At 65.8% G+C, this 19,423-nt stretch carries 20 protein-coding genes and 1 tRNA gene; 8 read left to right on the top strand and 13 right to left on the bottom strand.

The annotated features are described in order from the left end of the window. Positions 1-8: 8 nt before the first annotated feature. From G7Y85_RS11835 to G7Y85_RS11815, 5 genes are all read right to left on the bottom strand, one after another. Entirely contained in the window at positions 9-1,214 is a 1,206-nt protein-coding gene (locus G7Y85_RS11835) for an acyl-CoA dehydrogenase family protein (protein ID WP_166256973.1), read from the bottom strand. Between the two features lie 16 nt (positions 1,215-1,230). After that, positions 1,231-2,526, bottom strand: a complete 1,296-nt coding sequence (locus G7Y85_RS11830; RefSeq protein ID WP_166257085.1) for an acyl-CoA dehydrogenase family protein — start codon at positions 2,524-2,526, stop codon at positions 1,231-1,233. Between the two features lie 189 nt (positions 2,527-2,715). Next, positions 2,716-3,195: an SRPBCC family protein gene (locus tag G7Y85_RS11825; protein WP_166256970.1), complete on the bottom strand. Its 480-nt coding sequence runs from the start codon at positions 3,193-3,195 to the stop codon at positions 2,716-2,718. 107 nt (positions 3,196-3,302) lie between these two features. Beyond that, entirely contained in the window at positions 3,303-5,102 is a 1,800-nt protein-coding gene (locus G7Y85_RS11820) for a long-chain-acyl-CoA synthetase (protein ID WP_166256967.1), read from the bottom strand. Between the two features lie 99 nt (positions 5,103-5,201). Then, a complete protein-coding gene (locus tag G7Y85_RS11815) occupies positions 5,202-6,968 on the bottom strand; it encodes a bifunctional lysophospholipid acyltransferase family protein/GNAT family N-acetyltransferase (RefSeq protein WP_166256964.1) in 1,767 nt (588 codons plus the stop codon). 165 nt (positions 6,969-7,133) lie between these two features. Here G7Y85_RS11815 and G7Y85_RS11810 point away from each other — a divergent pair, with 165 nt between their 5' ends. The 6 genes from G7Y85_RS11810 to G7Y85_RS11785 all read left to right on the top strand — a co-directional run bounded on the left by G7Y85_RS11810 (position 7,134) and on the right by G7Y85_RS11785 (position 11,228). Then, complete coding sequence (locus tag G7Y85_RS11810) at positions 7,134-8,045, top strand: alpha/beta fold hydrolase (protein ID WP_166256961.1); 912 nt, start codon at positions 7,134-7,136, stop codon at positions 8,043-8,045. Between the two features lie 122 nt (positions 8,046-8,167). Continuing rightward, on the top strand, positions 8,168-8,620 hold the full coding sequence (locus G7Y85_RS11805) for a hypothetical protein (RefSeq protein WP_166256957.1): 453 nt from the start codon (positions 8,168-8,170) through the stop codon (positions 8,618-8,620). Beyond that, the gene (locus G7Y85_RS11800; protein WP_166256954.1) at positions 8,595-9,113 is read left to right on the top strand and encodes a hypothetical protein; all 519 of its coding nucleotides are present in this window, start codon (positions 8,595-8,597) and stop codon (positions 9,111-9,113) included. Before G7Y85_RS11805 ends, G7Y85_RS11800 begins: the two co-directional genes overlap by 26 nt. Then, complete coding sequence (locus tag G7Y85_RS11795; protein ID WP_366514953.1) at positions 9,101-10,204, top strand: ATP-grasp domain-containing protein; 1,104 nt, start codon at positions 9,101-9,103, stop codon at positions 10,202-10,204. The genes G7Y85_RS11800 and G7Y85_RS11795 overlap by 13 nt, the downstream gene beginning before the upstream one ends. Before the next feature lie 83 nt (positions 10,205-10,287). Beyond that, the gene (locus G7Y85_RS11790) at positions 10,288-10,731 is read left to right on the top strand and encodes a YHS domain-containing (seleno)protein (RefSeq protein ID WP_166256951.1); all 444 of its coding nucleotides are present in this window, start codon (positions 10,288-10,290) and stop codon (positions 10,729-10,731) included. 11 nt (positions 10,732-10,742) lie between these two features. After that, positions 10,743-11,228, top strand: a complete 486-nt coding sequence (locus G7Y85_RS11785) for a hypothetical protein (RefSeq protein ID WP_166256949.1) — start codon at positions 10,743-10,745, stop codon at positions 11,226-11,228. A gap of 58 nt (positions 11,229-11,286) precedes the next feature. On the opposite strand, the gene G7Y85_RS11780 is transcribed toward G7Y85_RS11785, so the two are convergent. The 6 genes from G7Y85_RS11780 to G7Y85_RS11755 form a co-directional block, all read right to left on the bottom strand. Then, positions 11,287-11,360 (bottom strand) — tRNA-Gln (locus G7Y85_RS11780). Positions 11,361-11,422: 62 nt separating this feature from the next. Further along, entirely contained in the window at positions 11,423-11,821 is a 399-nt protein-coding gene (gene rpsI, locus G7Y85_RS11775; RefSeq protein WP_166256946.1) for a 30S ribosomal protein S9, read from the bottom strand. A gap of 16 nt (positions 11,822-11,837) precedes the next feature. Continuing rightward, positions 11,838-12,266 (bottom strand): 50S ribosomal protein L13, encoded by a 429-nt coding sequence (gene rplM / locus G7Y85_RS11770; RefSeq protein ID WP_166256943.1) that lies wholly within the window; start codon positions 12,264-12,266, stop codon positions 11,838-11,840. Positions 12,267-12,631: 365 nt separating this feature from the next. Next, on the bottom strand, positions 12,632-13,693 hold the full coding sequence (locus G7Y85_RS11765; protein ID WP_166256940.1) for a PilT/PilU family type 4a pilus ATPase: 1,062 nt from the start codon (positions 13,691-13,693) through the stop codon (positions 12,632-12,634). Between the two features lie 26 nt (positions 13,694-13,719). Beyond that, positions 13,720-14,886 (bottom strand): PilT/PilU family type 4a pilus ATPase, encoded by a 1,167-nt coding sequence (locus G7Y85_RS11760; protein WP_166256937.1) that lies wholly within the window; start codon positions 14,884-14,886, stop codon positions 13,720-13,722. A gap of 25 nt (positions 14,887-14,911) precedes the next feature. Next, positions 14,912-15,955 (bottom strand): type IV pilus twitching motility protein PilT, encoded by a 1,044-nt coding sequence (locus G7Y85_RS11755; protein ID WP_166256934.1) that lies wholly within the window; start codon positions 15,953-15,955, stop codon positions 14,912-14,914. A 107-nt stretch (positions 15,956-16,062) separates the two neighbouring features. On the opposite strand from G7Y85_RS11755, the gene G7Y85_RS11750 reads away from it, so the two are divergent. Together G7Y85_RS11750 and rpiA are read left to right on the top strand one after the other, a co-directional pair. Then, positions 16,063-16,761 (top strand): YggS family pyridoxal phosphate-dependent enzyme, encoded by a 699-nt coding sequence (locus G7Y85_RS11750; RefSeq protein ID WP_166256931.1) that lies wholly within the window; start codon positions 16,063-16,065, stop codon positions 16,759-16,761. 83 nt (positions 16,762-16,844) lie between these two features. Beyond that, positions 16,845-17,513, top strand: a complete 669-nt coding sequence (gene rpiA / locus G7Y85_RS11745; protein WP_166256928.1) for a ribose-5-phosphate isomerase RpiA — start codon at positions 16,845-16,847, stop codon at positions 17,511-17,513. A 66-nt stretch (positions 17,514-17,579) separates the two neighbouring features. Here the strand turns inward: rpiA and G7Y85_RS11740 are convergent, their stop codons facing one another. Next, positions 17,580-17,732: a hypothetical protein gene (locus G7Y85_RS11740; RefSeq protein WP_166256924.1), complete on the bottom strand. Its 153-nt coding sequence runs from the start codon at positions 17,730-17,732 to the stop codon at positions 17,580-17,582. Then, a complete protein-coding gene (locus G7Y85_RS11735; protein ID WP_166256921.1) occupies positions 17,729-19,237 on the bottom strand; it encodes a DEAD/DEAH box helicase in 1,509 nt (502 codons plus the stop codon). Before G7Y85_RS11735 ends, G7Y85_RS11740 begins: the two co-directional genes overlap by 4 nt. Positions 19,238-19,423: the final 186 nt, after the last annotated feature.

Raw genomic sequence — 19,423 nt, 5'->3', positions numbered from 1 at the left:
GCGCTAGCTTACTTCAGCTCCGCCGAGCTCTTGCCCAGCAGCCGTCGCGCGATGATCAGCAACTGGATCTGCTGGGTGCCTTCGAAGATGTCGAGGATCTTGGCATCGCGCGCCCACTTCTCCAGCAGTTCGCTCTCGCCGTAGCCGAGACTGCCGCAGAGCTCGACGCACTTCAGGGCGATATCGACGCAGGCGCGGCCGGCCTTGGCCTTGGCCTGGCTGGCCTGCAGCGAATTCGGCTTGCGGTTGTCGGCCATCCACGCTGCCTGCAAGGTCAGCAGCCAGGCGGCTTCATAGTCGGCTTCCAGTTTCAGCAATTCGGCCGCGGCCGCCGACTGCACGATCGCCGGCCGGTCGTAGTCGACAACGACACCGGCGTTCTTCAACAGGCGCTGCGTCTCTTCGAGACAGGCGCGCGCCAGTCCCACCGCCATCGCCGCCACCAGCGGCCGCGTGTTGTCGAAAGTCTGCATGACGCCGGCAAAACCCTTCTCGACGTTGACGGTCGGATCGCCGAGCAGGTTTTCCTTCGGCACCCGACAATCGCGCAGCGCAAACTGCGCCGTGTCGGAGGCGCGTATGCCGAGCTTGTGCTCGAGACGCACCAGATCGAAACCGGGCGTGCCTTTCTCGACGACGAACGACTTGATCGCGGCGCGCCCGGCGTTCCTGTCGAGCGTTGCCCACACCACGACCAGCTCGGCACGATCGCCGGCGGTGACAAAGATCTTGTCGCCATTGAGCACGTAGTGATCGCCGTCGAGGCGTGCCGTCGTGCGGATTGCCGCCGAGTCGGAGCCGCAATGCGGCTCGGTGATCGCCATCGCCGCCCAGCTGTCGGCAAAGCGCGCGAGCTGCTCCTCGCTGGCGACCGATGCGATGGCCGCATTGCCGAGCCCCTGACGCGGCATCGACAGCAGGAAGCCGACGTCACCCCAGCACAGCTCCATGGTGCCGAGCGCCGTCGACAGATTGCCGCCGTTGCGATTGCCGTCGCCCTGATCGCGGTCCCGACGCACACCGGCAGCGCCGGCACCGCCGACGCCGCTGGCATTCATGCCGTCGAGCAGTGCGCCCAGCATGTCCAGCTCTTTCGGATATTCGTGCTCGGCCAGATCGTAGCGCCGCGAATTCGGCCGGAAGATCTCCTGCGCAACCTGTCGCGCCTGATCGACCAGGCCGCGGAACTTCTTCGGGGTTTCGAGATAGATCACGTGGGACTCCCGCAGGCTAGACGAGAACGACGCCTTCGACGATGCCGGCGGCACGCAGATCGCGATACCAGCGTTCGACCGGATGCTCCTTGACGAAGCCGTGACCGCCGAGCAGCTGCACCGCCTCGCTGCCGATGCGTACGCCCTTGTCGGCGACCAGTCGCCGCGCCAGCGCGGCCTCGCGCGCAAAGCTCGCGCCGCGTTCGGCGCGGCTGGCTGCGCGATATGTGGTCAGCCGCATGCCTTCGAGTTCGATGCTGATGTCGGCGACTGCAAACGCCACCGCCTGGCGATGACTGATCGGCTCGCCGAATGCAATGCGCTCGTTCACATACGGAACCAGATAGTCGAGCGCTGCCTGCGCCGTGCCGACGGCAAGCGCGCTCCAGGCGATGCGCGACAGTGCGATGCAGTCTCGGTAGGCCGACGCATCGGCCACCGCGAGGCGCGCCGATGCCGGCAGCTTGACGTCCTTGAGATGCAGGCGCGCGGTCTCCGCAGCACGCAGTCCCATCGCCGGTTCGGCTTCGATGCCCAGGCCCGCACTCGATGATTCGACGATGAACAGGGCGGGCTCTCCGCTCTCGACCTGCGCCGCCACGATGAACAGTTCTGCGGCAGCAGCGCGCGGGACCAGCGACTTCACTCCGGACAGGCAATAGCCGCCCTCGACGCGACGTGCCGTGGTCTGCAACGCGAACGGATCGAACAACACCTGCGGCTCGTGTATCGCCAGCGCCGCCTGCGGCGCGTGCTCGGCCACGAAGGCCGGAAGATAAAGCGCCTGCTGGGCCTCGTCGCCCCACAGCACCAGCGCATTGCTGACTGCCGCGGGCGCGAGACAGGCCAGCGCCAGCCCCATGTCGCCATGGGCGAGCGCTTCGGCCACCAGCACATTGGTCACGGCGGAACGCTCGCTGCCGGCCCCGCCCAGCGCTTCCGGAATGTTCATCACGCCGAGCCCGAGATCGGCGGCGCCCCGCAGCAAGCCGGTGTCCGCCGCGCCGGCCGCATCGGCGGCAGCGGCAGCCGGCCGCAGTTCGTCGAGCGCGAAGCGACGTGCCGCGTCCTGCAGCATCTGCTGCTCTTCGCTGGGACTCAGGTCGAACAGGCCGTCACCGGCGACGCGCGCGGGACGCGCAGGCTGTGCGAGTTTCTGCGTGGCCTTGAAGCCGCGTGCCGCGGCGGCGGCGCTGCGAAAGCCGATGCGCGCGCCTTGATACAGCGCCTGCTGCGCCGGCTTGCGCAAGTGCAGGCGATCCAGCAACGGCGAGCCGGCAACGCGATTGATCGCGCGCAGGCCCAGCCCCATGACGCGATTGACGACGCTCATCACCTGTCCTCTCGTGGGCACAGCTTCGGATTTCGTGCGGTCCCGGCGACAGCGGCAGCAACACCGGACAGCGTCTGGCGGACGCTGCATCGCGGAGTGCTGCGCGCGACCAGCCGAACGCCGCCTTCCCTGGAAAATTCCGGGCGCGGAAATTCGCGCAAAAGCCCGTCAGCGTTTCTTCGGGGTCAGCACTGCATCGCGCGTCGATTCGAGAAAGATGTCGACGAGACGCGTGAACTTGCCCTGGATGAACGGCGGGGCGAGCAGGCGATACATCAACGGCACCGGCACGTCGCGCAGCTTGCCGCGCACATTGAAGATCAGCTTGGTCTTGTCGCCTTCGTCGAGCAGCTTGAAGCGCCCCTCGATCGTCGCATTGCCGCGATCGGCAATCGGCTGCCAGCTCAGCTCGCCGCGCTTGGCGTCGATGCTGTACTTCGCGCCGTAGCTGACCTCGTGCGCGATGTTGGCGACCTTGGAGCCGATCACCGACATCTCCCAGAGGTAGGCGTTGTTGCCGAGCTTGGTCAGCTTGCGCAGTTTCGGAAAACGCTTGATCGTGCCTTCGAGGTCGTCGAGCAGCGGCGCGACCTTCTTGAACGGTGCGTCGACCTCGACACTGCGTTCGATCCTGATATCAACATTCATGACGGTATCCAACTCTCCTCTTGCGACGCAGCTTGGCACCATCGCAGGCATTGATGCCTTGGCTGCGCGGCGGTCGATTTCGGCGCTCGGGTCAATCCCGAAAGCGGCTAGAAGCGCAATTCATTGCGTTGAATGGCTGCGAACGTTTCGGCATCGAGCCGCTCGTAGCCGCGCTGTCGGTCGCGCAGCACGTAGAGCGGTTCGTTCACCATGGAAGGATCGAAACCCTGCTGCTTGAGTTCGAGCTTGCGGAACTTGAAGGTCGCCGTGGTTTCCTGGGCACTGCGCAGGCGCACGAACAACGGCACCGCGTAGGCCGGCAGGCGCGCGCACAGATGGGCAGCGAGCGCGGCACCGTCGAAGTCGGCGCTCAGACTCAGTGCCGCCATGCCGGCACGGCCGTCCGCATTCGGCAACTGCACGCCGTAGACCACCGCCTCGGTGATCGTCGCGAACTGGTTGAGCACGCCCTCGACTTCGGTGGTCGCGACGTTCTCGCCTTTCCAGCGGAAGGTGTCGCCGACGCGATCGACGAACTGGATGTGCGAGAACCCCTGATCGCGCACCAGATCGCCGCTGTTGAACCAGCAGTCGCCGGCCTTGAAAACATTGCGCAGCAGTTTGGCGTCGCTGGCTTTCGGATCGGTGTAGCCATCGAACGGGGCGCGCTCGGTGACTTCGGTGATCAGCAGACCGACGCCGCCCTTGGCGACACGCTGCAGGAAGCCTCCGGCGGCGCGACGCGGTGCATCGTTCTCGGCATCGAATTCGACGATCGCGAACGGCATCGGGCAGAAGCCCGCAGTGCGCGCCAGGCCAAAACCGTTGACGAATGCGAGATTGGCTTCGGACGCACCGTAGAACTCGCAAATCCGTTCGATGCCGAAGCGCTGCTGAAATTCGTCCCAGAGTTCGGCGCGCAGGCCGTTGCCGATCACCAGACGCACACGATGTTCGCGATCACCGGGCTTTGGCGGTTGATTGAGCAGATAGCGGCACAGTTCGCCGATGTAGCAGAACGCGGTCGCGTCGACGCTGCGGATCTCGTCCCAGAAACGCGAGGCGCTGAACTTGCGGCCCAGCGCCAAAGTGCAGCCGGCACTGAGCGTTGCGCTCCAGGAGACTGTCAAGGCGTTGTTGTGATAGAGCGGCAGCGGACAGTACAGCACGTCGTCGCGGCGCATGCGGACCGCCAGCTGGCCGACGCCGGCAAGGCTGCGCATCCAGCGGTAGTGCGTCATGCGCGACGCCTTCGGCAGCCCGGTCGTGCCCGAGGTGAAAATGTAGAAGCACGGATCGCGCAAGCGGATCATCGCCGTCTGCTGCGGGTTGTCGGCGCGGGCCGCAGCGCTTTCCGTGCGCAGATCGAGATAGCCCTCGGGCGCCCCGCCGTCACCGTCGCGGTAGTGCAGAAGATCGGACGACGACGACGGCGCGTAGCGCGTGCTTTCCAGCGCCGCCCGGCACTCGTCGCCGACGACGACCGCGCGCGCCTTGACCAGGCCGATGCTGTGAGCGAGCAGTTCACCGCGTTGCTGCGGATTGAGCATCGCCGCAATGGCGCCGAGTTTGACGACGGCCAGCGCGCAAGCCAGCGCCTCCGGGCGATTCTCGAACAGCAGGGCCACCGCATCGCCAGGTCCGACACCGCGCGCCGCAAGCGCATGCGCGATGCGATTGGCCCAGGCGTTGAACTCCGCGTACGACCAGCTGCGGTCCTCGAAGCGCAGCGCCGTCGCCTGCGGTTGCGCGGCCGCGAGTTGCGCAAAACGCAGGCCGATCGACAGTGTCGTGTCCGGCTTGAGGCGCAGCAGGTTCCACAGGCCGCGCTGGGTCGTCGTGAAATCCGGCAGGGTCGACGCGACGCCGCGCAGCAGGTCGCGCAGCCGCACTCGATCGGCGCTCATGGTGTCTCCTCGGGATCTTTCGCGCACTGTCGTCGTCCGCGCGCGTTGCGACAAGCGCCGCGGCGCCAGCCCCGGCTGTCGTCCCAGTCCGGTGGTGATCTATGGCGTTGTCGCGCTCGCCGTCGGTGCGCCACTGACGCTCATGAAATGCTCGAGCGTGCGTGGCGGAATGCCGGCGACACTGACGAACACCAGGCCATCGAGCGTGCCGCCGAAGCTCTCGTCGACATTGAAGCCGGCGAAACGGCCGTTGAGTTCCAGATAGTGACGCAGCAGCACCGGCAGGCCCGGACCGTTGCCGATGCGGGAAATCACGCGCGAAAGCAGGCGCGGATCGGCGAGCGCCGAAATCACGTTGCGATGCGCCGCCACCTGGCGCCGTTCGGGCAGCGGATGCAGCGGCTCGATCAGACCGGCCAGCGCCGGGTCGGCGTGATGCACACTCAGGGTTTCGGCAATCAGACGGCGCGCCTCCAGGCTGTAGCTCGGGCTGATGCTGACCGGCCCGAACAGGTAGCGGATCTGTGGCTGGCGTGCGAGCACGGCCGCGATACCACCCCACAGCAGCCGCAAGGGCTGGAAGCTTTTCTGCCAGGCCGGCGCCACGAAGGAGCGGCCCAGTTCGACCGCCGGGCCGGTCTGTCCGATCAGGCGCGCGTCGTAGCGGAACAGCGTGCGCGTGTAGAGGCCATCGACACCGAAGCGCGCGACGATCGCATCGGTGAATCCGAAGCGGTAGGCACCGACGATTTCGCACTTGCGCGGGTGCCAGAGAAACAGGTGCTCGTAGTGCGGATCGAAGCGGTCGAGATCACGCGCCAGCCCGCTGCCCTCCTGCAGCAAGCGGAAGCTTTCCTCGCGCAGGCGGCCAATCTCGTCGAGCAGGCGCGGCATCTGCGCCGCCGGCGCCAGATACAGCTCGAACTCGCCGGCTTCGAGCAGGCGATACCGCGACAGGCCGGCGACTTCGTCGGCCAGCAGCTGCGCATGGCAACGCGGTGCCAGAGGCGCGAGCACGCGCGAATCCGCCGCCGCAGCGGACTCGCGGTCGGTACCGAGCGAATAGGTCAGCACGCGCAGGAAGTCGGTCTGCGCCGCTTCGGGAATGCGCGCGAGTTCGCGGGGATCGACATTCGCACCGATCCGCAGTCCCAGGGTCTGGCCACGCATGGCGAGCAGATCGCGCGCCAGCATGACGGTGCGCAGGCGCGAGTTGAGCGTACCCGCCGCCAGCGAACGCAGCCGCGGACGACCTTCGACGAACAGTGGCAGCACGCGCGCGGCGCCGCGGCGCGCCAGCAGTGCAACGGTGGACGACCACGGCGGATCGCTGACCTGACGTGCCTGCCAGTCGACGCGGCTGACTTCGCCGGCCGGAAACACGATCAGTACGCCGCCATCCTTCAGGTGACGCATCGCCGCGCGGATGCTCGCACTGTTGACGCCGCTCTTGAAGACATCGACCGGCACCACCAGCGGCGCGAGCTCCGGCAGACTGCACAGCAGCGTGTTGGCGAGCAGGCGCACGTCGGCGCGGCGCTGCAGCAGCAGGTCGGCAAGCGCCAGACCTTCGGCCGCACCATACGGATGATTGGCGATGACCAGCAGCGGACCGGTCGCCGGAATGTCGTCGAGGCTGCCGGCATTGAGGCGGTAATCGATCTGCAATGCGCCCAGCGCATAGTGAACGAACGCACGCGGATCGAGCGGCACGGGGCGCGCGCGATAGTGCTGCTCCAGGGTGCTCAGGCCGGTCGCGGCATCGAACAGCGATGCAGCCCACGCCAGGCCCCGCGCACGCGGCAGGCCGATCGTGATCGGCGGATTCGGCTTCCCGGCTGGGGGGATTCCAGGCGACGTATCCATACGTGGTTCTTCTTGATTTCGTGCCGGTCATGCACCGGCGCGGCACACATGATGCCCCAATATGTGGCCAGCGATATGCCCGCAAGACCCGCGAACATGACCGCGCGCTGACCCGTGGCATCGCTACACTGCCGGCGCAAGCTTCCGACGGAAAGACCGCACGACATGAATCCTGAGACCCAAGCCGCCGGGCGGGAACGATGCCGCCACCCGCCTCGCGCCCGGCTGATCGGCATGCTGCTGGCCGGCGGCCTGCCGCTGTTTGCCGGCTGTTTTTCGCCACCCTATCCGTCCGGCCAGCTCGGACAGCTGTTTCCGGACCCGCCGCAGCCGGAACTGAAGGTCGAACAGCTCGCCGGCCATACCCTGCGCTACGCGGAACTGGATCGCGCCGGCGCGCCGCGCATCGTTTTCCTGCATGGCTCGCCGGGCGAATGGCAGGCCTTCGCGGGCTATATGAAGCGGCCGGAGCTGCAGGTCTATGGCCCGCTGCTCGCACCGGACCGGCCGGGCTTCGGCGGCTCGGAGCCGCATGTGGTCGTCGCCAGCCTCGACGAGCAGGCGCGGCGGCTCGCGCCGCTGCTGCGCGGCGCGGGCGCGCCGGCGATCGTCGTCGGCCATTCGATGGGCGGGCCGATCGCGGCGAAGCTGGCGATGGACTATCCGCAACTGGTGCGTGGCCTGCTGCTGCTGGCGCCGTCGGTGGCGCCCGAATACGAAGGTCAGCGCTGGTACCAGTGGCTGGCGACCTGGCGCGTCGTGCAGTGGCTGCTGCCGCAGGCACTGGTCGACTCGAATCGCGAACTGACGCCCCTGCAGCAGCAGCTGCGCGAGATGGAACCGGGCTGGGCCAGGCTGCGGATGCCGGTGTACGTCGTGCAGGGCGAGGACGACGGTCTGGTCGATCCGCGCACCGCCGATTTCCTGGAGCGCGAACTGGTCAACACGCCGCACCGCATCTGGCGTTACCCGAAGGCCGGCCACATGCTGTTGTGGGAACACCCCGAGGTCGTCGTGCAGGCACTGCAGGCGCTGATCACCGCGACGCAGAACGTCGATGCGAACGATCGGCAATAAGCCGGCGGTCTTGCGGTGCTGCCGCAGGCGGCCCGGTCGGCGTAAGCTGATATTCAGCCGGCAGACATCGGATGCTGCCAGCATCTCGCGAATTCATTCAATGACATGCCAGACTTGAGCCCATGTTCGATCGCCTGCGCCGACTGATGGACAGCCCTCTGGGCGCAATCCTCGGTGGCGCCTTTTATGGAAGCTGGGCCACGTTCGCCAACTGGAGTGCCGGTGTCCACGCGGCGGCGCGCATCGGTTTCATCCACTTCCTCATGAGCACCGGCCTGACGCTGGCCGGCGTGGCGATCATGAACCGCCTCTACCACCTCGCACGACGCCCGCGCAACGGCGCCATCATCGCGTTCTGCGGCTCGATGGCATGCACCTACACGCTGCTGATCGGCGTGCACAGCCTGATCGGCACGCCGCACATCCTGCTGACACTAGCGCCGGGTTTCATTCCGACGGTTTCGTTCTGCGTGGTCTATCCGCTGTTGCTGTTGCGCCACGCACGTCAGAACCAAGGCACGCACCGCGATGACGCGATGGAGGTCGACCATGAAGTCGCGTCCGTCATTCGCTGATCTGATCGCGTTCAACGTCGCGGTCATCGCGCAGGGCCAGCGGCTCGCACGCCACTACTTCGAGCACGGCGACGCGTTCCGGACTCAGGTCGGCCCGCATCTGCGCCACATCATCGAACACTACGAGGCACTGCTGAACCGCCGCGCCGGCGAGCTGGTCGACTACGATCATCGGGCGCGCGATCGCAGCGTCGAGCAGTCGCCGATCGTCGCGGCACGCAGGCTGGACGGCATCGTCGACGGCCTGCAGGCGCTGCGCGGCCATCAGGCCGACGAAGCGGTGTCGGTCGGCTTCTCGATCGGAGTCGACGGCGCCGAGTTTCATCTCAGCCCTTCGTCGCTGGCGCGCGAACTGAATTTCGTCGCCAGCCACGCAATCCATCACTACGCCATCATCCGCCCGCTCGCGCTTGCGGCCGGCGTCGAACTGCCCACCGAATTCGGCAAGGCGCCGGAAACCGTCCGTCACGAAAAACTGCAGTGGGCGACGTGAGCCAGGCGATCGATCTGGCGGCGCAGCCGTATCGCGCGCCGCTGGCCGAGCGTCTGGCGATTCGCTGGGACCGTCTGCGCCGCTGGGAATTCTGGCCGGCCTGGCTGTTCTACATCCCCATCGTCGGCTACATCCTCTGGCTCGGCCTGCGCTTCCGTCAGCCGACCGCCTTTACCGCAAGCAATCCGGCCTTCGAATCCGGCGGCGTGGTCGGCGAGAGCAAGACCGTCGCACTAGCCGCGTTGATGGACCGGGCACCGGACCTGGTCGCGCATTTCGAACGGCTCGACGTCGAAACGCCACTCGCGACTCGGATCGATCGCGCGCTCGCCTTCGTCGCCGGCGGCTACCCGGTGGTGCTCAAGCCGGACATCGGTGCCCGCGGCCGTGGTGTCGCCGTGATCCGCGACGAAGCCGCGTTGATCGCCTATCTGCGCAGCGCGACCGGCGACGTGCTCGTGCAGCGCTACATCGGTGGCGACGAATTCGGCATCTTCATCTACCGCCAGCCGCGCGACGGCACGGCGGTGATCTATTCGATCACGCAGAAGTGCTTCCCGAGCGTCGCCGGCGACGGCGAGCACAGCCTCGTCGAGCTGATCGCGCGCGACACGCGGGCGCGGCTGATTGCGCCGCTGTTGTGGCGGCGTTTTGCGACGCGCCTGCACGAAATCCCGGCACGCGGCGAAACATTTCCGTTGGTCGAGATCGGCGCGCATTGCCGCGGTTCGCTGTTTCTCGACGCCTCGTCGCTCGCCACGCCGGAATTGACGGATGCCATCGCGCGCGTATTCGCCGCCATTCCTGGCTTTCACTTCGGCCGCCTCGATCTGCGCTGTCCGTCCGCTGCCGCGCTGAGCGCCGGCCACGAGCTGCGCATCCTCGAAGTCAACGGCGTCACGGCCGAAGCCGCGCATATCTATCATCCGGGCACGCCGCTGCTCGCCGGCTACCGTTCGATGTTCCGCCAGTGGCGGATCGCGTTCGAGATCGGGGCCGCCAACGCCGCGCAGGGCGCCGCGATCACCGGGCCGTTCGAGCTGCTGAGCCGCTTTCGTGCGGACCTCAGACGCGGCCGGGACTGGCACTGAACGAACGGGCATGAATCGCGGCCCGGCAGCGCTGGCGCGGCACGCGGCTTAGGATGGCCGCAGTCCCATCATCGGAGCCCGAAATGCTCAAGCAACTGTCACGCATCATCTGCCTCGGCCTCGCGCTGACCGGCGCCGCGCACGCCGCCGAACCGATCAACACCACGACCTTCGGCAACCTCGCCGTCGATGGCTACGACGTCGTGGCCTACCAGACCGATCACCGGGCCGTGAAGGGCAAGTCCGACTTCCGCACCGAGTGGCATGACGCGAAGTGGCAATTCGCCAGCGCCGAACACCTGCAGGCCTTCCGCGCCGATCCGCAGCGCTACGCGCCGCAGTACGGCGGCTACTGCGCCTACGCCGTCGCCGACAAGCGGCTCGTCGACATCGATCCCGAAGCGTTCACGATCGTCGACGGCAAGCTGTATCTGAACTACTCCAGGGACATCCAGAAGAAGTGGAGCGCCGATCGCGCAAACTACATCGAGAAAGCCGACCGCAACTGGCCGGCCCTGAGCCGATAGGGAGAGCCGCAATGAACTTCGTCCGACGTCATCTGCATGTCGTTCTGGCGCTGTACGTGGTGTTCGTGTTCGTGCAGTCGCTGTTCTTCAAGTTCAGCGACTCGCCGGAAACCATCTACATCTTCCAGACCAAGCTCGACCCCTGGGCGGCCAGCCTCGGCTTTCCCGGCCTGTTTGCACCCGGCGGCATCTTCAGCGCGCACGTCGTCGGCAGCTTCGAGCTGCTTGCCTCGCTGCTGCTGCTGGGCGGTACGTTCGTCGCCCGCCTGCGCCTCCTGCAGGCGCTCGGCGCCATGCTGGGTCTTGGCGTCATCAGCGGTGCGATCTTCTTCCATCTGTTCACACCGCTCGGCGTACAGGTCGTCAATGCCGACGGCAGCAAGGACGGCGGCGAGCTGTTCATGCTGGCCTGCGGTGTCTGGATCTGCAGCGCGATCCTGATCTGGCTGCGCCGCGATCTGCTGCCTGGGATGCTGCCTCGCGCTCAACGCAGCTGAAGCCGCATCGTTGCCAACAAGAAAGCCCGCTTCGAGCGGGCTTTCTTGTTGGTGCGGATGGTTGGGGGACGTGGATTCGAACCACGATAGGCAGAGTCAGAGTCTGCAGTCCTACCATTAGACGATCCCCCATCCGACAAGCGGAAATCGTGGGGCCGCGAGTATAAGCACTCGCCGCCCCATGGCCAAGCGTTTTAGCGCTTGGAGTACTGCGTGCCGCGGCGGGCCTTGTGCAGACCGACCTTCTTGCGCTCGACTTCGCGGGCGTCACGCGTGACCAGACCGGCAGCGCGCAGCGGGCGGCGCATTTCCTCGTCGTACTGGATCAGCGCGCGGGTGATGCCGTGACGGATCGCGCCGGCCTGACCGTTCGGGCCGCCACCGGCGACCGTGATCTTCAGGTCGAAACGACCGACCGAATCGGTCACTTCGAGCGGCTGGCGAACCAGCATGCGCGAGGTTTCGCGGCCGAAGTAGGCCTCGACGGTCTTGTCGTTGATGCTGATTTCGCCGGAACCCGGCTTGAGGAACACGCGCGCGGCCGCGGTCTTGCGGCGGCCCGTGCCGTACTTGTATTCGATGTTCTTGGCCATGATGGTCTCGACCCGATCAGATGTTGAGAGGCTGCGGCTGCTGCGCGGTGTGCGGATGCTCCGCGCCGGCATAGACCTTCAGCTTGCGGAACTGCGCGTAGCCCAGCGGGCCCTTCGGCAGCATGCCCTTCACGGCCTTCTCCAGCGCGCGTTCCGGGTGGCTCTGCAGCATCTTTTCCAGCGTGGTCGACTTGATGCCACCCGGATATTCGGAGTGGCTGTAGTAAACCTTGTCCTTGAGCTTGTTGCCGGTCGCTTTCACCTTCTCGGCATTGACGATGACGATGTAATCGCCGGTGTCGATGTGCGGGGTGTATTCCGGCTTGTGCTTGCCGCGCAGGCGGCGAGCAACTTCAGTGGCCAAACGGCCGAGCGTTTTGTCCGTCGCGTCAATCACGTACCAGTCGCGCTTGACGGTCTCGGACTTCGCGAAGATGGTCTTCATCGGTCCAATCCAATCGGTAGTTATAGTTCAGTTCTGCCGGCCCTGAGGCTTCCGTGAAGGCGTGACAGAACCTCGAAAAGCGCGCGATTGTAAGGGCGTGCCGGGCCGGGCGCAAGGCGCCGAAGCGGCGCCGGCCGGGATCACGTCCGGAAACGCGCCCGCAACAGCAATCGGCCCGGCCATCCCCGGCCGGGCGTTCGCAGCCGCGCGAAGCTTCGCTTCGCAAGCGCGACGGCTGATCTCGATAGAGTCGGGTCGCCGTCCCTGGCGGGACCTCACTTCCCGATTGACCCCCGGCCCGGCCATCCCTGGCCGGGCGTTCGCAGCCGCGCGAAGTGCCACTGGCACTTCGCAAGCGCGGCTGCTCACCCAAAGTTGATCTTGGCTTCGAGGTTGGTGCGGGAGTCGGCGTTCGTCAGTGCTTCGTCGAGCGAGATCACCTGGTCACGGTAGAGCTTGAGCAGAGCCTGATCGAAGGTCTGCATGCCCTTGTCCGACGACTGATCCATGGCTTCGCGCAGCTCGTCGATGCGCTTGTGCAGGATCAAATCCTGAATGAATGGCGTGTTGACCATGACCTCGATCGCCGCGCAGCGCTTGCCGTCGTTCTGGCGCACCAGCCGCTGCGACACGATCGCGCGCAAGGTCAGCGAAAGGTCCATGTAGAGCTGCTCGCGCAGGCTGTCTGGGTACAGATTGACGATGCGCTGCAGGGCCTGATATGCGTTGTTGGCGTGCAGCGTGGAGATCGCCAGATGGCCGGTGTTGGCGAGCTGGATGCAGGCATCCATGGTCTCGCGCGTGCGGACTTCGCCGACCAGAATGACGTCCGGCGCCTCGCGCAGCGAGCTCTTGAGCGCACGCTCGTAGCTGACGGTGTCCTGGCCGACCTCGCGCTGATTGACGATGCTGCGCTGGTTGGGATGAATGAACTCGATCGGATCCTCGATCGTCAGGATGTGCCCGGACTGGTTCTCGTTGCGGTGGTTGATCATCGCCGCCAGCGTCGTCGACTTGCCCGAACCGGTCGCGCCGACCATCAGGATCAGGCCGCGTTTCTGCAGGATCATCTCCTTGAGCCCCGACGGCATCCCGTACAGCTCGTCCAGTCGCGGCACCTGCGCGCGAACATAGCGCATGACCATGCCCAGCGCGCCACGCTGATAGAAGACATTGACGCGGAAGCGGCCGAGTCCACCGGCTTCCGTGGCGAGATCGATTTCGAGGTTTTGCTGCAGATGTTCCTGCTGATCATCGGTGAGGATGCTGTAGGCGAGCTCCTTGATGAACTCGCGCGTCAACGACGCCTTGCCGATCGGGTGCAGCTCGCCCTCGATCTTGATCTGCGCGGGCGCATTGGCGGTGAAGAACAGGTCGGAGCCGTTCTTTTCAACGCAGAGTTTCAGGTACGGCAGGATTTTCAGCATGCGTCGGTTCCGGCTTCGTTGCGCCCTCAGCGCCGCACGACCATGGCGGCATCGTCTTCTTTCATGCGCATGCTCTTGACGCCGGCATCCTCGAGCAGATCCTCGCGCGCGCGCCGCGACTCCAGCTTGATGCGCAGTCGGATTTCGTTCTGCGAATCGGCATTGCGCACCGCTTCGTCGTAACTGATCAGGCCGTCCTCGAACAGCTGGAACAGGTACTGGTCGAAGGTGATCATGCCCTGCTCGTTGGAACGGGCCATGACCTCCTTGATGCCGGCGACTTCGCCCTTGAAGATCATGTCGGCCACCAGCGGCGAATTGATCATGATTTCCATCGCCGCCGCGCGGCCGCCGGTTTCCTTGCGAACCAGACGCTGCGAGATGATCGCCTTGAGGTTGAGCGACAAGTCCATCAGCAGCTGCTCGCGCTTCTCTTCGGGAAAGAAGTTGATGACGCGATCAAGTGCCTGGTTCGCCGAATTGGCATGCAAGGTCGCCAGCACGAGGTGGCCGGTTTCGGCGAAATTGACCGCGTACTCCATGCCCTCGCGCGTACGGATTTCGCCGATCAGGATCACGTCCGGCGCCTGGCGCAAGGTGTTCTTCAGCGCGTTCTCCCAGGAGAATGTATCCGTGCCGACTTCGCGCTGGGTGATCATGCAGCCCAGATGCGGATGCACGTACTCGATCGGGTCCTCGATCGTGACGATGTGGCCGCGCGAGTTCTGGTTGCGATAGCCGACCATCGCCGCGAGTGAGGTCGACTTGCCGGAGCCGGTGGCACCGACCATCAGCACCAGACCGCGCTTTTCCATGACGATGTTCGACAACTGCTGCGGCAGGCCAAGCTGCTCGAAAGTCGGGATTTCGGTGGTGATCGTGCGCAGCACGCCGCCGACGCGGCCCTGCTGGACGAAGGCATTGACGCGAAAGCGGCCGATGCCGGGCGGCGAGATCGCGAAGTTGCACTCGTTGGTCGATTCGAAATCCTTGATCTGGCGATCATTCATCAGCGATCGCATGATCAGCGCCGAGGCTTCAGCCGGCAGCGGCTTTTCCATCACCGGCGTCATCTGGCCGTCGAGCTTGATCGCCGGCGGAAAGCCGGCCGAGATGAAGAGGTCCGACGCCCCTTTCTGCTTCATCATCGCCAGCAATTGCTGGACGAGCTTGATGGCTTGTTCGCGGTCCATGCTCTTCTCCCCGGATCAGGCGGCGTCAGTTGGCCGAGAACGTGCGCGGATCGGCCGACTTCATGCGGGCTTCCTCGATCGTCGTCATGCCCTTTCTGACCATGTCCTTCAGGCACTGGTCCAGGGTCTGCATGCCTTCCTTGCCGCCGGTCTGGATCGACGAGTACATCTGCGCGATCTTGTTCTCGCGAATCAGGTTCCGGATCGCCGGTGTGCCGATCATGATCTCGTGCGCGGCGACGCGGCCGCCGCCCTTCTTCTTGAGCAGGGTTTGCGAGATCACGGCGCGCAGCGACTCCGACAGCATCGCGCGCACCATGTCCTTTTCCGCCGCCGGGAACACGTCGACGACGCGGTCGATGGTCTTGGCTGCCGACGAGGTGTGCAGCGTACCGAACACCAGATGCCCGGTTTCCGCAGCCGTCAATGCCAGACGGATCGTCTCCAGATCGCGCATTTCGCCGACCAGGATGACGTCCGGATCCTCGCGCAGCGCCGAACGCAGGGCTTCGTTGAAGCCGAGCGTGTCGCGGTGCACTTCACGCTGGTTGATCAGGCACTTCTTGGACTGATGCACGAACTCGATCGGATCCTCGACAGTGAGAATGTGCCCGTATTCGTTTTCGTTGATGTGGTTGACCATCGCGGCGAGCGTCGTCGACTTGCCCGAGCCGGTCGGACCGGTCACCAGCACGATGCCGCGTGGAATCTCGGCGATCTCCTTGAAGATCGCCGGGCACTTGAGATCCTCCAGCGACAGGATCTTCGACGGAATCGTGCGAAACACGGCGCCGGCACCGCGCGCCGTGTTGAATGCATTGACGCGGAAGCGCGCCAGTCCCGGGATTTCGAACGAGAAGTCGGTTTCGAGAAACTCGTCCCAAGCCTTGCGCTGCTTGTCGTTCATGATGTCGTAGACCATGTCATGAACGCTCTTGTGCTCGAGCGCCGGCAGGTTGATGCGCTTGACGTCGCCGTCGACTCGGATCATCGGCTCGACGCCGGCCGACAGGTGAAGATCGGACGCGCCCTGCTTGACGCTGAACGTCAATAACTGCGCGATATCCATGGAAGGCGCCCCCGAGGCGAAACAGCGTATAGGTAGTGTCTAATGTCGGCCCGGCCGACGACCCTGATATGCCACGGACGTTATCGGCAATTCCGACCGCAAGCAACATGGCCGACATCCAGACCCGACTCGCAGACGTCCGCCAACGTATCCGCATCGCGGAAAAAGCGGCGGACCGGCCCGCGCAATGCGTGCGCCTGCTCGCCGTCAGCAAGACCTTCGACGCGCAGGCCATCCGCTTGGCGCACGCGGCCGGCCAGCACGAGTTCGGCGAAAACTATCTGCAGGAGGCCTTGACCAAGCGCGAGCAGCTCGCCGATCTGCCGCTGGTCTGGCATTTCATCGGCCCACTGCAATCGAACAAGACACGGGCCGTCGCCGAAGCGTTCGACTGGGTCCACGGCGTCGATCGCGAAAAGATCGCCGTGCGTCTCGCCGAACAGCGCCCGGCCGGGCTGCCGCCGCTGCAGATCTGCGTGCAGGTCAACATCTCGGGCGAGGCGAGCAAGTCCGGCTGTGCCCCGGCCGATACGGCCGCGCTTTGTGCGGCAGTCGCCCGGCTGCCGCGCCTGCGGCTGCGCGGCCTGATGGCGATTCCGGAGCCTGGCGCCGGCGATCCGCGCGCGCCGTTCCACGCCCTGCACGCGTTGTACGAATCGTTGCAGCGCCAGGGACATGCGCTCGACACCCTGTCGGCCGGCATGTCCGACGATCTCGAAGCGGCGATCGCCGAAGGCTCCACTCTGGTCCGCGTCGGCAGCGCGATCTTCGGGTCGCGCCCGCGCAAACCTGTCCAGGCGCCTTGACCGGCACTCGGACGCCGCAGTCCACGCCCGGCGACATCGCCGCAGCTTGCCGCCGACAAACGCCGCCTGCAGACTCTCGCCCCATGACGCCCCAAGACCTCGCCAAACGCCAAGCCGCCGAAGCCGCCCTCGCCTACATCGAACCGGGCGAAGTGCTCGGCGTCGGCACCGGTTCGACCGTCAATCTGTTCATCGATCTGCTCGCGGAAAGGCGTCTGGTGCAGGACATCAAGGGCGCCGTCTCGTCGTCGAACGCGAGCAGTGAACGCCTGAAGAAGATCGGCGTGCCGGTGCTTGATCTCAACGAGACCGGCGAGCTGTCGATTTACGTCGACGGCGCCGACGAGACCAATCCACGGCTGCAGCTGATCAAGGGCGGGGGCGCGGCGCTGACGCGCGAGAAGATCGTGGCTGCCGCGAGCCGCAAGTTCGTCTGCATCGCCGATCAGTCCAAGCGGGTCGACGTGCTCGGCAAGTTTCCGCTGCCGGTCGAAGTGATTCCGATGGCGCAATCCTACGTCGGCCGTCAGCTCGTCAAGCTCGGCGGCAAGCCGAAGCTGCGCGACGGCGTCATCACCGACAACGGCAACGTCATCATCGATGTGCACGGCCTGTCGATCACCAACCCGGTCGAGCTGGAAACGCAGATCAATCTGATCACCGGCGTGGTCTGCGTCGGTCTGTTTGCACGCCGGCCCGCCGACGTGCTGATTCTCGGCACCCCGAACGGTGCGCAAACGATCCTGCCGTGACCGAAAACGCTCACGAAAAAGGCCGCGCAATGCGCGGCCTTTTTCGTTTCACCCGGCTTCAGCCCGTCAGTGCACTTTGCGTGACTTGCCGGCGCGGTGCTCGGCCGACTTCTGTGGACGCCCGCCGCCGTAGTGGCCGGTACCGCCCCGCGTCTGCGGGCCGTAGACCTTCTGCGGCTGTTCGCGCTTGGGTTTGCCGGACGGCTTCTTGTCGCTCATCGATGTGCACTCCCTCCACGATGACCACCACGGCCGCGGCGCCCGCCGTTGCCGGCCGGCCGTGCCGCCGGCTGGCGATCGCCGTTGTGATTGCCATTGTGCGACACGTGGTTGCCGTTGACATCACCATGCTCGTCACGCGGCACGGCAGCACGCGGCGCCTGCTGATTCGGATGGCGCGGGCCATTGGGACGACCGCTTGCAGGGCGACCGTTGGCAGCGCCGCGATGCTGACCGCCACCGCCGCTGCCCTGACGACGTTGACCCTGATCCTGACGGCCGCCGTGGCCCTGGCGGCGGCCCTGATGCTGACGCGGCGGACGCTCGTCGTCCGGATCGGGCGCCGACGATCCGGTGCCGGCCTCGAAACCGTCGACCTGAAAGGTCGGCAGCGGCTTGCCGAGCAGCTTTTCGATACCGCGCAGATCGCCGCGCTCGTCGTTGCAGACCAGCGAAAACGCCTCGCCGACATTGCCGGCGCGGCCGGTACGGCCGATGCGATGCACGTAGTCTTCCGGCACGTTCGGCAACTCGAAGTTGACGACATGCGGCAGCTGGTCGATGTCGAGACCGCGTGCGGCAATGTCGGTGGCGACCAGCATGCGGATCTCGTTGGCCTTGAACTGTGCGAGCGCCTTGGTCCGTGCGCTCTGGCTCTTGTTGCCGTGCAGCGCGGCGGCGCCGATGCCGGCCTTTTCGAGCTTCTCGACCAGGCGGTTGGCGCCGTGCTTGGTGCGCGTGAACACCAGCGTCTGCTTCCAGTCGTAGCCCTTGGCAAGATGGATCAGCAGATCGGTCTTGCGGCTCTTGTCGACGAACAGCGCGCGCTGGTCGACGGTCGCGACCGCCGAGTTGCGCGGCGCGATGTCGATCGTCACCGGCTGGTGGAGCAGGCCTTCGGCCAGCTTGCGGATGTCCGGCGAGAAGGTCGCCGAGAACAGCAGGTTCTGGCGCTGCTTCGGCAGCAACGCGATGACGCGGCGGATGTCGTGAATGAAGCCCATGTCGAGCATGCGGTCGGCTTCGTCGAGGATCAGGGTCTCGACCTGCGACAGGTCGACCGTGCGCTGACCGACATGGTCGAGCAGGCGGCCCGGTGTCGCCACCACGATCTCGGCGCCCTGCGACAGCTGCTGGATCTGCGGCGTGATGCCGACGCCGCCGAAGATCAGCACCGTGCGCATGTGCGGCAGGTGCCTGCCGTAGGTGCGCACGCTTTCCTGAACCTGCGCGGCGAGCTCGCGGGTCGGCACCAGCACCAGTGCACGGACCTGCTTGCGCGCCGGCTTGCTGCCAGTGGTGTGCAGGCGCTGCAGCAATGGCAACGTGAAAGCCGCCGTCTTGCCGGTGCCGGTTTGCGCCGCCGCGAGCAGATCGTGGCCCTTGAGGATTTCCGGGATCGCCCTGGCCTGGATCGGCGTCGGCTCGGTGTAGCCCTCGCCTGCCACGGCACGCGTAAGCTCGGTCGCGAGGCCGAGGCCCGCGAAGATTGAAACGTCAGACATGAAAACTCCTGAACGCCTGCAGCGCGGATTGCTCCGCCGGACCGGTTCAGGTCGTGCGTTGATGAGGAGACGCCGCAGCAACTGCGGTCGGGCTTCGAGTGAATACGGACTTGAGCTGGATCAGCCAGAGCCGTGTGCGCCAACCGGTGGACGCCTCGCAAGCGGCGCGCAGTATAGCGATGTGCC

This window comes from Solimonas terrae, assembly GCF_011067135.1.
In the GTDB taxonomy this organism is placed as follows: Bacteria; Pseudomonadota; Gammaproteobacteria; order Nevskiales; family Nevskiaceae; genus Solimonas; species Solimonas terrae.
This window is presented reverse-complemented; position numbering and strand designations above follow the sequence as displayed.

Excerpts from the sequence above, each read along its gene's own strand:
- G7Y85_RS11830 (WP_166257085.1), bottom strand. The coding sequence starts at position 2,526 with ATGGGGCTGGGCCTGCGCGCGATCAATCGCGTTGCCGGCTCGCCGTTG.
- G7Y85_RS11825 (WP_166256970.1), bottom strand. The coding sequence starts at position 3,195 with ATGAATGTTGATATCAGGATCGAACGCAGTGTCGAGGTCGACGCACCG.
- G7Y85_RS11820 (WP_166256967.1), bottom strand. The coding sequence starts at position 5,102 with ATGAGCGCCGATCGAGTGCGGCTGCGCGACCTGCTGCGCGGCGTCGCG.
- G7Y85_RS11815 (WP_166256964.1), bottom strand. The coding sequence starts at position 6,968 with ATGGATACGTCGCCTGGAATCCCCCCAGCCGGGAAGCCGAATCCGCCG.
- G7Y85_RS11810 (WP_166256961.1), top strand. The coding sequence starts at position 7,134 with ATGAATCCTGAGACCCAAGCCGCCGGGCGGGAACGATGCCGCCACCCG.
- G7Y85_RS11805 (WP_166256957.1), top strand. The coding sequence starts at position 8,168 with ATGTTCGATCGCCTGCGCCGACTGATGGACAGCCCTCTGGGCGCAATC.
- G7Y85_RS11800 (WP_166256954.1), top strand. The coding sequence starts at position 8,595 with ATGAAGTCGCGTCCGTCATTCGCTGATCTGATCGCGTTCAACGTCGCG.
- G7Y85_RS11790 (WP_166256951.1), top strand. The coding sequence starts at position 10,288 with ATGCTCAAGCAACTGTCACGCATCATCTGCCTCGGCCTCGCGCTGACC.
- G7Y85_RS11785 (WP_166256949.1), top strand. The coding sequence starts at position 10,743 with ATGAACTTCGTCCGACGTCATCTGCATGTCGTTCTGGCGCTGTACGTG.
- rpsI (WP_166256946.1), bottom strand. The coding sequence starts at position 11,821 with ATGGCCAAGAACATCGAATACAAGTACGGCACGGGCCGCCGCAAGACC.
- rplM (WP_166256943.1), bottom strand. The coding sequence starts at position 12,266 with ATGAAGACCATCTTCGCGAAGTCCGAGACCGTCAAGCGCGACTGGTAC.
- G7Y85_RS11765 (WP_166256940.1), bottom strand. The coding sequence starts at position 13,693 with ATGCTGAAAATCCTGCCGTACCTGAAACTCTGCGTTGAAAAGAACGGC.
- G7Y85_RS11760 (WP_166256937.1), bottom strand. The coding sequence starts at position 14,886 with ATGGACCGCGAACAAGCCATCAAGCTCGTCCAGCAATTGCTGGCGATG.
- G7Y85_RS11755 (WP_166256934.1), bottom strand. The coding sequence starts at position 15,955 with ATGGATATCGCGCAGTTATTGACGTTCAGCGTCAAGCAGGGCGCGTCC.
- G7Y85_RS11750 (WP_166256931.1), top strand. The coding sequence starts at position 16,063 with ATGGCCGACATCCAGACCCGACTCGCAGACGTCCGCCAACGTATCCGC.
- rpiA (WP_166256928.1), top strand. The coding sequence starts at position 16,845 with ATGACGCCCCAAGACCTCGCCAAACGCCAAGCCGCCGAAGCCGCCCTC.
- G7Y85_RS11740 (WP_166256924.1), bottom strand. The coding sequence starts at position 17,732 with ATGAGCGACAAGAAGCCGTCCGGCAAACCCAAGCGCGAACAGCCGCAG.
- G7Y85_RS11735 (WP_166256921.1), bottom strand. The coding sequence starts at position 19,237 with ATGTCTGACGTTTCAATCTTCGCGGGCCTCGGCCTCGCGACCGAGCTT.